At 45.0% G+C, this 11,283-nt stretch carries 12 protein-coding genes; 3 read left to right on the top strand and 9 right to left on the bottom strand.

Annotated elements, in window-relative coordinates; genetic code table 11:
* Positions 1-755 (top strand): DUF928 domain-containing protein (locus AC3A14_RS07165; RefSeq protein ID WP_487778948.1); only part of this gene is annotated, 755 nt, incomplete at its 5' end.
* Positions 756-1,031: 276 nt separating this feature from the next.
* Complete coding sequence (locus AC3A14_RS07160) at positions 1,032-3,809, top strand: CHASE2 domain-containing protein (protein ID WP_318732871.1); 2,778 nt, start codon at positions 1,032-1,034, stop codon at positions 3,807-3,809.
* A gap of 111 nt (positions 3,810-3,920) precedes the next feature.
* On the opposite strand, the gene AC3A14_RS07155 is transcribed toward AC3A14_RS07160, so the two are convergent.
* Positions 3,921-4,730, bottom strand: a complete 810-nt coding sequence (locus AC3A14_RS07155; protein WP_318701589.1) for a pentapeptide repeat-containing protein — start codon at positions 4,728-4,730, stop codon at positions 3,921-3,923.
* Between the two features lie 132 nt (positions 4,731-4,862).
* Here AC3A14_RS07155 and AC3A14_RS07150 point away from each other — a divergent pair, with 132 nt between their 5' ends.
* Positions 4,863-5,447, top strand: a complete 585-nt coding sequence (locus AC3A14_RS07150; RefSeq protein ID WP_318732872.1) for a phycobiliprotein lyase — start codon at positions 4,863-4,865, stop codon at positions 5,445-5,447.
* 36 nt (positions 5,448-5,483) lie between these two features.
* Here the strand turns inward: AC3A14_RS07150 and AC3A14_RS07145 are convergent, their stop codons facing one another.
* The 8 genes from AC3A14_RS07145 to AC3A14_RS07110 all read right to left on the bottom strand — a co-directional run bounded on the left by AC3A14_RS07145 (position 5,484) and on the right by AC3A14_RS07110 (position 11,235).
* Positions 5,484-6,461, bottom strand: coding sequence for a hypothetical protein (locus AC3A14_RS07145; protein WP_318732873.1), 978 nt, complete (start codon positions 6,459-6,461; stop codon positions 5,484-5,486).
* Positions 6,462-6,529: 68 nt separating this feature from the next.
* The gene (locus AC3A14_RS07140; RefSeq protein WP_318732874.1) at positions 6,530-7,153 is read right to left on the bottom strand and encodes a chromophore lyase CpcT/CpeT; all 624 of its coding nucleotides are present in this window, start codon (positions 7,151-7,153) and stop codon (positions 6,530-6,532) included.
* A gap of 189 nt (positions 7,154-7,342) precedes the next feature.
* On the bottom strand, positions 7,343-7,906 hold the full coding sequence (locus AC3A14_RS07135; protein WP_318701593.1) for a phycobiliprotein lyase: 564 nt from the start codon (positions 7,904-7,906) through the stop codon (positions 7,343-7,345).
* 29 nt (positions 7,907-7,935) lie between these two features.
* Positions 7,936-8,466 carry a rod-capping linker protein CpcD domain-containing protein gene (locus AC3A14_RS07130; protein ID WP_318701594.1) on the bottom strand — a complete coding sequence of 177 codons (531 nt, stop codon included), beginning with the start codon at positions 8,464-8,466 and terminating at the stop codon, positions 7,936-7,938.
* A 164-nt stretch (positions 8,467-8,630) separates the two neighbouring features.
* Positions 8,631-9,503, bottom strand: a complete 873-nt coding sequence (locus tag AC3A14_RS07125) for a phycobilisome linker polypeptide (RefSeq protein ID WP_318719102.1) — start codon at positions 9,501-9,503, stop codon at positions 8,631-8,633.
* Between the two features lie 297 nt (positions 9,504-9,800).
* The gene (locus AC3A14_RS07120; protein WP_318719103.1) at positions 9,801-10,346 is read right to left on the bottom strand and encodes a phycobiliprotein lyase; all 546 of its coding nucleotides are present in this window, start codon (positions 10,344-10,346) and stop codon (positions 9,801-9,803) included.
* Positions 10,347-10,365: 19 nt separating this feature from the next.
* Positions 10,366-10,947 carry a globin family protein gene (locus AC3A14_RS07115; RefSeq protein WP_318732875.1) on the bottom strand — a complete coding sequence of 194 codons (582 nt, stop codon included), beginning with the start codon at positions 10,945-10,947 and terminating at the stop codon, positions 10,366-10,368.
* A gap of 72 nt (positions 10,948-11,019) precedes the next feature.
* On the bottom strand, positions 11,020-11,235 hold the full coding sequence (locus AC3A14_RS07110) for an acetyltransferase (protein WP_271940504.1): 216 nt from the start codon (positions 11,233-11,235) through the stop codon (positions 11,020-11,022).
* Positions 11,236-11,283 lie beyond the last annotated feature (48 nt).

Below are 11,283 nucleotides of genomic sequence, written 5' to 3'. Positions count from 1 at the left end.
CATCAAGGAGTAGTTTCTTACCTCCTTCAGACAATAGCGCACCCAGTCAATCTACAGGAGGAGCATCTCGTCAGGGCTTTACACCTCCTTCAGATAATAGCGCTCCAAGCCAAGCAGCAGGGGGAGCATCAAGAGGTAGTTTTATTCCTCCTTCAGATAATAGTTCTCCAAGCCAAGCAGCAGGGGGAGCAGCTCGCAGTGAGCAAAACTATCTTGAACAATCAGCTATGGTGGCTGTATTACCAGAGAATTTCTACGGTACGACTCTATCAAGCCATCCTATGATTTTGGTTTATGTGCCTGAGTCTCCAGGAGGAGAAGGAATCTTTTCTCTCAAAGATGAGGACAAAACTCTTCTGTATACTACGTCAATTCCGGTCTCTGGAAAAGGTGGAATTCTTGCCATTCAGCTTCCTGAAGATGCGCCTGAATTGGAAGTGGGTAAACTCTATCAATGGTATTTTGCCCTTAAGTTGGACCAAGGATTATCTCCCAACACGCCGTTTGTTGATGGTTTGGTGAAAAGAATTGCGCCAAGTTCTGAGTTGGCGCGATCGCTCGAAGGCAAAACCCGTTTACAGCAGTCCTCAATCCTAGCAGAGAATGGAGTCTGGTATGACTGTGCTGCGATCCTCGCAGCCTTACAAGTTGTTGATCCCACTAATTCTGAATTGGTGGCAGAATGGACAGAGTTGTTAGACTCAGTGAACTTATCAAAACTAACTAAAGCCTCTCTGATTCCAACAGCTTACTAAATCTAAATGCCCAGATTCAGGAGTTACAGTAAGAAGATCGCGCCAGATCCGAATACTCCTAAACCCTGAATAAAGAACAAGACTCAAGCAACACTTTGAGAGATATCTTCTTGTCTATAACACCACAATTAAAGACTTACAGCAGCAAGAAAAAAAGCGAATTAGTTGGCAATTATAAGGAGAAATCCTCATAGGAAAGTGCCGACTAGAAGAAGCACTGCCAAACAAATCAGTGAGGGTCGGGTAACCTTTGCTTAATTAATAATGAATTGAACTATGTTGCCAAGATTCCAAGCATCAATCAGACCTTACCTTTGCCTGATCATCATTGCTTCTAGTGTATCGGGGAGTGCGATCGCGATTAATCTCTTAGGCATGTTCAATCTGTTGGAATGGGGCATACGGGATCTATTTTTTCGCTTGCGGCCCCAGGAATCTATGGAGGAGACCATTGTTATTGTCACTATTGATGAAGAAGATATTAAATTTGCAGGCAACTGGCCGATTCCCGATCGCCTCTTAGCCCGAGCCATCCAACAAATTAGCGCCCAGAAACCGGCGATGATTGGGCTGGATATCTATCGCAATATTCCCGAAGAACCAGGACATGCGGAACTCGAAGAGGTCTTTGGTAGCACCCTCAATCTCATCGGAGTGGAAAAAATTATTGGAGATCGCGTCGAACCCCCTCCGATTTTACAAGCCCTAGATCGAGTGGCCCTTGCCGATCTGACGTTAGATGGAGATGGCAACATCCGCCGTGCGCTACTCTCTACAACTGATAACCAAGAAGAAGGCGCAATTAAAGATGGGTTGGCAGCCAATATTGCGATCCAATATCTGGAACAACGGGACATTACCTTAAAAATGCTTGATCCAGAACAGCTCAAATTCCAACTTGGTTTTGCCATCTTTACTCCCCTACAGCATCGAGAGGCAGGCTATTCCAAAAAAGCCCTCGGTGGCTATCAAATTTTACTCAATTGGCGAGGTCCAACAACCATGTTTCCGACGATTGCCTTGCGAGATGTAGTCCAAGGTCAGATGGCACCTGACTTAATGCACGATCGCATTGTTCTCATTGGGTCAACCGCTCCAAGTACCAATGATTTCTTTGCTACGCCCTATAGTACCAGTTGGTTAGAAACCAAAGAACTGACTCCAGGCGTGGTGGTTCATGCCAATATTATCAGTCAAATTATTCGCAGTGCCTTAGAGGGTCGTCCCTCGATCGAGGGATGGACAGGGAGTATGCAAGCACTTTGGATCGGACTTTGGGCCTCGTTGGGAAGTGCGGGACTCTGGTTGGCGATCGTTTGGGGTGAGCAGAAAAACCGGACTCTTCCTGGAGGGAATGTGTTGTGGAGCGTCATTCTGTGGAGTACAGGGTTGTTGGCTGGGGCCTATGGAGCCTTCTTGCTCGGCATCCTGATTCCGGTGATGCCTCCCCTGGCCGCTTTTGTACTTAGTGCAATTATAACGACGAATACTTATAAGCAGCAAAAACTGGCGATCACTAATCAACAACTCTTCATTGCCAACCAACATCTCTCCGACTACTCGAAAAACTTAGAAGCCAAAGTAGAGAAGCGCACTCAACAATTAGTACAGGCCAAAGAAGCGGCTGATGTTGCCAATCAAGCCAAAAGTGAATTCCTCGCCAACATGAGTCACGAATTGCGAACTCCCCTCAATGGCATCTTGGGGTATGCCCAAATTCTCAAGCGCTCTGCGACTATCCACTCTTTCGATAAAAAAAGTGTCTCTGTCATTCAACAAAGTGGAGAACACTTACTCAAGTTAATTAATGATATTCTTGACCTTTCCAAAATTGAGGCTCGAAAACTCGACCTATTCCCCGAACCGGTTCATTTTTCCACCCTACTCTTCGGGGTTACCGAAATTTGCCGGATCAAAGCCTCAGAAAAGGATTTACCGTTTACATGGAATTTCTCCAAAGATCTCCCGGAAGAAGTGGTGGTTGATGAAAAGCGATTGCGCCAAGTTTTGCTCAATCTCCTCAATAATGCCATTAAGTTTACCGATCGCGGCTCTGTTACCCTGTCCGTCCAGAAGAAAGCGGGAAGCAACACTCAAAATAACAGTCAATCCGAGTCAACAGCAACTATCCGCTTTGAAGTGATCGATACGGGTGCAGGAATGACCTCCGAACAAATGGAAAAGATTTTCCAACCCTTTGAGCAAGTTGGAGAAGCGAAACGACAGGCAAAAGGAACCGGACTGGGATTGGCGATTTCTCAACAATTAGTAGAGATGATGGGGTCTCAATTGCAAGTCCTATCGGTATACGGGCAAGGAAGTACATTCTGCTTTGACCTAGATCTGCTTTTAGGAGAAGGAGAAGGAGATGTACTCACGCCAAAAACCTCGGCTGACCACATTACCGGCTATTCTAATCACCAGCCCGTGAGTATTCTGGTTGTTGACGATCGCTTGGATAATTTGGATATTTTTACTAAATTGCTTGAACCTTTGGGCTTTAAGATCTTTGCGGCTCAACAGGGTGACATAGCTCTAAGACAAGCCAGTGAGCTACATCCTGATGTGATGATTGTTGACTTAATGATGCCGATTCTGGATGGATGGACGGTAATTTCCCAGTTGCGCCAAAACCCAGAGTTTCAAGAGATGATCGTGATTGCTACTTCAGCTAATGTGTATGAGCAAAATCGCGATCGCGCCATAAAACTCGGCAGTAATGATTTTCTGCCCCAACCGATTCAATTGCCCCAGTTATTGGAACAATTACAGCATCATTTGCAACTGGAGTGGGTGTATCAAGGGGCAACAGATGGAGAAGACTCTAAAAATGAAGAAATGATCTTTCCTGCTTCAGAGGAGTTAGAAGCAATCTTGAAAGCAGCAAGGATTGGTGATATTGAAGTAGTAGAACAAGAAGCCAAGAATTTAATCGAACTACACCCCACATACAAGGTATTTGCCAAAAAAGTTTTGACTCTCGCTGAGGAGTTTAATGATTTGGCGATCGTAAAACTAATTAAGTCGAGCAAGGAGGAAAGTAATGAATCATGAAGGGAATAGGGAATGGGCAATGACCATTCAGGGATTGGTGGTATAGCACTTTGCGCCCATGTCCTGACAAACCGGTAGGGGCGAACAGCCGTTCACCTCTACATGCCCTATTCATCCAAATGTAATGCCTAAGCTCTCAGCCGTACTACGGCGTGTAAAGGGGTTCCAAGTGCCTAATTCTTGAGCTTGCCGTCCACGCAGAAGGCTCTGAGCTTTTTCAGTTAAACCTTTGACCTGACTAAAGTCGGCTCCGGCAATATTCTGGACTTGGTCAAAACTGGCTCCCGTGAGATCGGCGCAGCGAAAGTCTACCCCTTGCAATTCTGTATTATTCAAGAGAGCGTTACGTAAATTAGCGCCGGTTAAAAAGGCTTTTTGTAAATTGGCTCCACTCAAGGCGGCATCTTCTAAATTGGCTTCAGTTAGGTCTGTTCCACTCAAATAAGCACCGCGCAAATTAGCGCCCTGTAGATCGGCTCCTCGAAGATTAGCTGTATTCAAAAATACTCCAGCTAAACTAGCTTTCGGTCCGACTGCTCCTGATTTCTGATAGTTAAAACTTTCTGGCCAAAGGGTTCCACTGTCATAGAGGGACAGTTTTAGTCTAGTCTCCTCTAAAACTGCTGCGGTTAAATTGGCACTTTGCAGTTGGGATCGATTTAAGTACGCCCCTTTGAGGTTCGCCCCCTGTAAGTTGGCTCCTCGTAGATCTGCCCCTCGTAGATCCGCCCTTTCTAGGTTGACTCCACTCAAGGAAGCTCTACTCAGGTTTGTACCAATCAAGTTAGCGGTGGCTAAATTGGCTTGATTTAAGTCTATGCCGGATAAATCCATTTGCATAGCGTCTATTCCGGGTCGATCTGCTCCGGGATGCAGTCCGAGTTGCTCTGGAGTGCGATCGCCATTTTCTGTATACACCATGTTTAACGAACGAATATGAACCAATTTGATTTATCCTAAAATTTTAGGGCACATGACTTAGAGTTTTGTTAACTTTTCTTAATTAAAAACCACATCTGCCGATTGATCTGACAACAGAAGGTTTGACTATTCATGTTACTTCAGCATCCTATGACGATGATGGGCTTCTTTCGCAAAAGTGAAGGAGTTTGGTATTCGGAGCGCACTGTCCATCATTTTGACTCTACGATTAATGAGTCTGGACTTTCTAATCTTATTGTCCAAGTTTTTGGCCCCAATGATCCTAAAGTGGTAGAGCTTTGTGAGATCAATAAGACCGATCCGGCTACAGCGTCTGGGGGAGCAAGTTTTATGTGGCAAGACAACTTAGATACTGACCAAGAACCTAACCCCAATTATGCTGCAGTTTTGGTGGATATTCCTAATTCAGATAATCCTCGCCAAGGCTATTTTTTGCGAAATCGAGGTTATGTTGAGGGCATCCCGGTGATTGGACGATACCATTTTGCGACGGATGGGGTATTAACCATTGAGACGGAGTATGAGCGCAATCAAGGACAAGAAAGGGCTTGGTTTATTACGGATAATTTCCGCGTGCGTGTGAGTACTGTGAAAATGCTCAATGGGGTCAATTTAATGAGTTATGCCTCAGAACGCCGGTGTGTCCTTCCAAAGCAGTTGGAAGAGATGGACAAGAAATATCAAGCGATTGTCTAGCATAGTAGGGGCGAAAAATTCTTCGCCCCTACTGGTTTAAAAGCTATGACTGCGCCACCGGTTGAGGTGATATTCACCGATCGCCGAAACTTGTTGCAAGCGATGCACTTTTTCTTCTAAGGATTGGATCGTTTCCTGCTGGAGATGCAATTGCGATCGTAATTGAGTTTCCTTTGCATGGGGCGTTTTCATACTTTGTAATTGTGTCTGTAAACTGTCAACAACTTGGTACTGCTGTTGCAATTTATACTCCAAAGCTTCATACTCTTGGTCAGAGATAGACTGATTCTGACTCTGATGGTCTTGCTGTTGTTGAGCTTCTAATAACTGGGCTTGAATCGCTTCGTAATGCTCTTTGGGGACAGTGGTATTTTTCAGGACATCATGGGTTTGCTGAAGCTGATTAACTTGAGCTTGTAACTGAGCAATCGTTTGTCCTTGTTCAGTTATTTTTTGCTGCCAAGCGGCGATCGCTTCTTGATTTTCCTCTTCACTACTGCTTTGATGAGTCTCATAGGTTTGCTGAAGCTGTTTCACTTGGGCTTGCAACTCAGAAATCTGGTATTCTTTTTTAGCAATAGTTTGCTTGAGTACTGACTCCGTAGATTCGTGTTTCTGGTAAGCCGTCAGTTTTTCCTGTAGCGTCGCAATGTTTTGCTCTTTTTCTGCCAAAGCTTGGTTCAGTTCAGCAACTTCGGCTGAAGTGGGAGACGCTTCTGCTGATGAAACTTGACTAACTGCAATATTTTTCAGTGCCGGAAACTTGGATTCGTTTTTTGAACCATTGGCATCCCCTGATTTAGTCTCAAAGTCTAAAGTTAGAATCGTATTCGTCAGCTCACTTTTAATGCTGATATACCCCCTAGAAAGCCGCTCTACCAATTCCGAACGGGATAGTTTCGTGGTTTTAGCCATCTCGCTCAGTAGCTCTTTTCCAGTGGGGGTAATAGAAATTCCTAACTTCATTTTTGACTCTGAATATTGGGTACGATTGTTTGATGTATCTTTAGCCATTTTAGCAAATTTTGGATTAAGGTTGATTTTTTGTTACACTCGTTTATCCTTCATCATTTTCAAGAGGTTTACAGTCCTAGATTTTCGGTGGGTACTTCTTGGGCAAAACTGGTTATCTTTTCAAATTCCAAGGCTCCCTCTGTTGACCCCCAAATCTGCTGATGGGTCTTCACATCCATCCCCCGATCCAGGCTTTTCCAAGTAGTTTCTGTCAGTTCTACTTCACTAACCAAGTAAGTTTGGTGTCCCTTGCGATGAATGAGACATTTATTTCCAGGTTCTACCGATCCCCGATAGCAATTTCCATCCCATTGGAAAACCATGGAGCAGTTATAGCGCCGTTGGATGACTTGGGGGGTAATGGTCTGGAGAATGCTTAATTCTCGTGCTGAACCCGCATAAAGGATGGAGTCTTGTAAACTATAGTTTTCGATATAGATGCGATCGCCTCGATCGACTAACCGATGTACGCCTTGACGGTATGGACTCCAGAGATCGTAGTCATAGACTTGCTCTGAATAAAACCCAATGCCTTGAAAAAATTCCCAGGGCAGGGGTCGCCACAAGACATGAATATGCGCATATAATGTGGGGTGGTTATAGGCTTGCTGATGATTGCTAAAATCTCCAGCTAACCAATGAGCGAATCTAATCAGTTCCTGAGAAGAGGATACAGATACACTAGAGGTCATGGAACAGTTTTCTATTCTAGGGGTTTGAGACAATTAGCCAGGGACGGAAATTGCAATTGGCTAGGGGTGTACCTGGCAATTGATGACCATAACAAGTTTTTTACGATCCCCAAATTATATCTTAAATTGTGGTTTTTATCTATATGGGGATCGCGGATAAATTGACGGTTTGCCCAACAGTCTCAAGCTTTAGGAGGATAGAGACCGGATTTCAGAAGAAAAAGAAGCGGTGGTTACGCCTTGGCCATCACGGGTTTTAATCTGGGAAACCCGAAAGCGTAAATTAGGGGTAGCAAACCAAATCCGCTCTTCGGCTGCTGCCCGATCGTATTCAGTGATTAAGGTAAAGATGCCTTCATTATTGAGAGAATAGTGACCGATCGCCGGAATGGTTTCGGCATAACCGCGATCGCGTAGGAGTTTGCCGTTCTGGGGAGACTCAGAGTCAGGAATGGGGACTAAAATACACGATCCCTTGAGTTCCTGTTCTTCTTCTTCTTCCTCTTCTTTATCCCAATCGTCTTCATCCCAATCCGATTCTCCTTCCCAAGTCATCCTAAATGGGGATTCCATGCTGGCTGGATCGATCTTATATAATTCACACACCTCTAGGACTCCCGGATCTTGGGGGTCTAGGGCCATAATGTCGATGGTCGATCGCACTTTTTCAAAATGAGCGAAGGCTAAATGATGGGCACTGCGTTGCGATCTCCATCGCCCAATTGACTGTTTTACAAATTGTTTCAGATCCATAATCTCAACTTAAAATATCACCCTTACCGTCACCGCCGTCTTTTCAAAGGTTGACAGCGGAAAAATCGCCGTCTTTGCTTTCCTGGAGATAAGGTTCGGTATAGCTGTTTACGCTTTAGAGAAGGTTTCATGCGCTGACGACGCACAGGGGGTATCCTCGACCAGTCAACTTTTCGCTGCGGAAATAAGGAATAATAAACGGGAGAGAAAGGTTTCGGCTCTGTAACTGCACGTGCTTGAGGGTTAAAGGTTTGAGCGATTGGAGGATCGAGTTCGACTTCCACCGGTTCAGGATTTTGGGATACTTCTGTCCTCACTGACTCGAAAGATTGTGAGATCGCTTGATGCTCCGTTGTGGTCTCAGCCTTCTCTAGCTTTTGAGTGACTCGTTGAACCTCTAGGATTTTACCTCCTGAACGGTGAATCCGCTGTATCGCCTGAGATAATTGACTTTGGCGCACAGTTAACCCAGACCGGACGCGACGCTGATGGGGGGAGTTACCTCCCTCAATTTGCAGGCGCACCATTGGTTCATGTAAGGCTTTTCCTTCTAGTCCCATAAGATCCAATTATTTTTTCGTTTTTTAGGCGATCGCCCTATTGTCCCTATCTACTACCCTTGCACATTGTCGAAAGCATTTTCGTTGCCTAGGCTACTCCATAGAAAGCCGGCAGTAGAACGGTATCTGTCCTACTGCCACCTATCGATCACACAAAGACAGGATTAATTGACAGCACTAATGCTGGCAATCTTACCTCCTTGTTTGTGGATTTGCTGATAGGTCTTAGAGAGTTCATCAAAGGAAACCAAGAACACTTTGTTGCTGCGACGGAATTTAGACACCCGATTAACTGCTCCTGGGGAACCATAACCCGTGACTTCAATCCGGTAAACTTTTCCACCTTCAGTCGCGCCTACTCCCAGACGAGTCCGAGCGCTAGAAGTAGAATCTTGGAAAGACCAACCTCCAACACCACCCGAAGGAGGAACAACGGCGGTTGGTGTTCCTTGAATCACCAGTTTATTCAACCGAGGACGATTGCCAGCCAAGCTACCTTTGAAGTCGCTGCTGCTGGGCCCGCGCATCAGTTGGAACATATGGGTAAAGCCCACCATGTTTTTACCGGTTTGGGTTTTGTAGCCCCGCACATAGGGGACAATATTTTCCCCAAATGTATCTTGATATTCGTCACTATCAATGTAGGAATCAATATCTGCTTCAAAACCTTCGCGATCCAAAATATCACTATGAGCTTTCATTTCTTCATAGCTATTGGGAGCGCGGCCTAAAAGATGTTTGAAGTTTAACTCCGTTGCACGATAGCGAGGGCAAGACTCGAAGAAACGAGTGCGATATAAGCCAGATTTTGCCACTTGACGTACGAATTCACGAACGCTGAGTTCTCCCCGCTTGAATTGAGATTCAGCGATACTCAAGCGTTCGCTGTCCATGACATAGGCATTGCCTAAGACTTGGCGGTAGACTGCGCAAATGACGGCTTCTACTTCCTCATCCGATCGTCCTGGCCAGACTTCAATGGGATCGGTTTCTTCGTATAAAGAAACTCCTAATTCCGACGCGGGTCCAAAAGGCATTTATTCTAATCTCCTTTCAAAAGAGGGTCTACAAAAGGGTGAATTCCTGGGAAGGACGTTTAAAAACGCTAAGAAACTTAACATTTCTGTGCAGAAAACGCTTACTCCTCGGACTAAGCTGATGTTCCGACTTTATGCCAATTTCTTCCAGTTTCTTTCCGGTTTCCATCTCCTCATTTATATCCTGAGGGTCGGCCCGGAAACTATGAAGAATTGTAAAGTTTCAGCCCCTTAATGTGACTAATCTGTTTGATTTTCTCAGAATATGAGTCATTTGACTATCCTATTCGGAGGACACTATTTTTTTTGTTCTACTCCAAACCCTACAAGAGCCAATTGATCGAGGGGGTATCCTTCTGCCGGGCGATGGTAATTAAAAATGCGCCGAATTCTGAGAGTGGGGTTAATTAGGGTAATCGAATCTACGGAAATTATACGCGTATAATTTGTGGTCATTAATAATTCCAAGGTTTGGGGATCAAAACGGAATTGGGCGACCTTGGGTGCGGCTTCTTCATAGGCGCGATCGCGCAAATAATCCCCTGTCAACACTCCAGAGGTCTCCTCCTGGGGGACAAACAGCATATTAAGTTGCTGGGAAACCCGTTCCCCTTTTTCCGAGACCGTATCAAATCTTAAATGGAACCCACATAAAGATTCGATATTATCGAGTTCTGGACGTTGATTATCTTTGAGAACTTGGGTTTTGGCTGCGGTTGATAGGGGAGCGATCGCGAATTCTGTGTGCGATCGTTCCACCTCCTGAACCGTCAAATAGTGATAAGTCCGCTCGGTCACCCATTCCCCCACACAACAATCAAAGAAATATCGAAATCGATCCATGGACACGTCCGTTCCTCCTTTACTTCCTATAGCCATCAAATCCTTTAAGCCGATCGATCAAATGATCGAAATAGGGCAACAACTCAGTCTTCTTATTCCCACCACACCGTTCAATACCCATTTGTTTCATCGCTTCCAGACCGGTCACCATGGCATCTAAAGGAACCGCTAACTCCTGATACAACAAATCCATATAGTGCAATCCCTCTGGATTAGTATACTGGGGCGATTGGCCAGCGATTCCATAATGAATACAGCGCAAAAAATGCCAAAAATCCCGCCAGCAATTTTCCGCCCGCTTTTCCGGATATAATGCCCCCCCGGGTTGCGTAATTTCAGGAAACCGATCTAAGACCAGCAACCTGGCCCGATCGATAATCTCTGGTGCGCGATCGCGCAATTCCTTGGCTATATCCAACCATTCTCCCTTATCCCCTGCTTGACTGGCTAAATACTTTAACTGATCGTCCGTTAAATATTGGCGCTCTTGATTAGCCTGTTCAAACACCTGAATCACATCCGGCTTTTCGGCCGAGATCCAACTCTCAAAACTAACAATTTGGGCTTTAGTAATTAATTCTTGAACAGCAGGACTTAACATGATCTCTTTCTGACAATTAAACGGGCAAACACTAAAGAGGGGAGTTTCGTTATTTATCCCCTCTAAATTCGATTAATTTTGATTCCCACGCAATTCCTGAAGTGCCCGATCGATTTTAAGGATTTCCTGATGATTAGCCAAATCGTCTAAAGCTTGCTTTTTAGAGAACTTAGCCTTGCGAGAAGCGCCCAAGAAATCATTGACCAGACGTTCACGATATTGCTCTAATTCACGAATCACTTCTTCAATTTCTTGAGGAGAGGCTTGAGTAGAGTTTGATTCAGACATAGGGATTCAATTAGGGTATTAACACTCAATTTGGCATTTTGTAACACC

The organism is Roseofilum sp. (assembly GCF_982964205.1).
The sequence above is the reverse complement of the archived record's forward strand: the minus strand, read 5'-3'. Positions and strand labels throughout refer to the sequence as shown.

What these genes read in the sequence shown, in the direction of transcription:
- AC3A14_RS07115 (WP_318732875.1), bottom strand. Translation starts at nt 10,947, where the DNA reads ATGTTAAGTCCTGCTGTTCAAGAATTAATTACTAAAGCCCAAATTGTT.
- AC3A14_RS07130 (WP_318701594.1), bottom strand. Translation starts at nt 8,466, where the DNA reads ATGGGACTAGAAGGAAAAGCCTTACATGAACCAATGGTGCGCCTGCAA.
- AC3A14_RS07150 (WP_318732872.1), top strand. Translation starts at nt 4,863, where the DNA reads ATGTTACTTCAGCATCCTATGACGATGATGGGCTTCTTTCGCAAAAGT.
- AC3A14_RS07145 (WP_318732873.1), bottom strand. Translation starts at nt 6,461, where the DNA reads ATGGCTAAAGATACATCAAACAATCGTACCCAATATTCAGAGTCAAAA.
- AC3A14_RS07135 (WP_318701593.1), bottom strand. Translation starts at nt 7,906, where the DNA reads ATGGATCTGAAACAATTTGTAAAACAGTCAATTGGGCGATGGAGATCG.
- AC3A14_RS07120 (WP_318719103.1), bottom strand. Translation starts at nt 10,346, where the DNA reads ATGGATCGATTTCGATATTTCTTTGATTGTTGTGTGGGGGAATGGGTG.
- AC3A14_RS07160 (WP_318732871.1), top strand. Translation starts at nt 1,032, where the DNA reads ATGTTGCCAAGATTCCAAGCATCAATCAGACCTTACCTTTGCCTGATC.
- AC3A14_RS07155 (WP_318701589.1), bottom strand. Translation starts at nt 4,730, where the DNA reads ATGGTGTATACAGAAAATGGCGATCGCACTCCAGAGCAACTCGGACTG.
- AC3A14_RS07125 (WP_318719102.1), bottom strand. Translation starts at nt 9,503, where the DNA reads ATGCCTTTTGGACCCGCGTCGGAATTAGGAGTTTCTTTATACGAAGAA.
- AC3A14_RS07110 (WP_271940504.1), bottom strand. Translation starts at nt 11,235, where the DNA reads ATGTCTGAATCAAACTCTACTCAAGCCTCTCCTCAAGAAATTGAAGAA.
- AC3A14_RS07140 (WP_318732874.1), bottom strand. Translation starts at nt 7,153, where the DNA reads ATGACCTCTAGTGTATCTGTATCCTCTTCTCAGGAACTGATTAGATTC.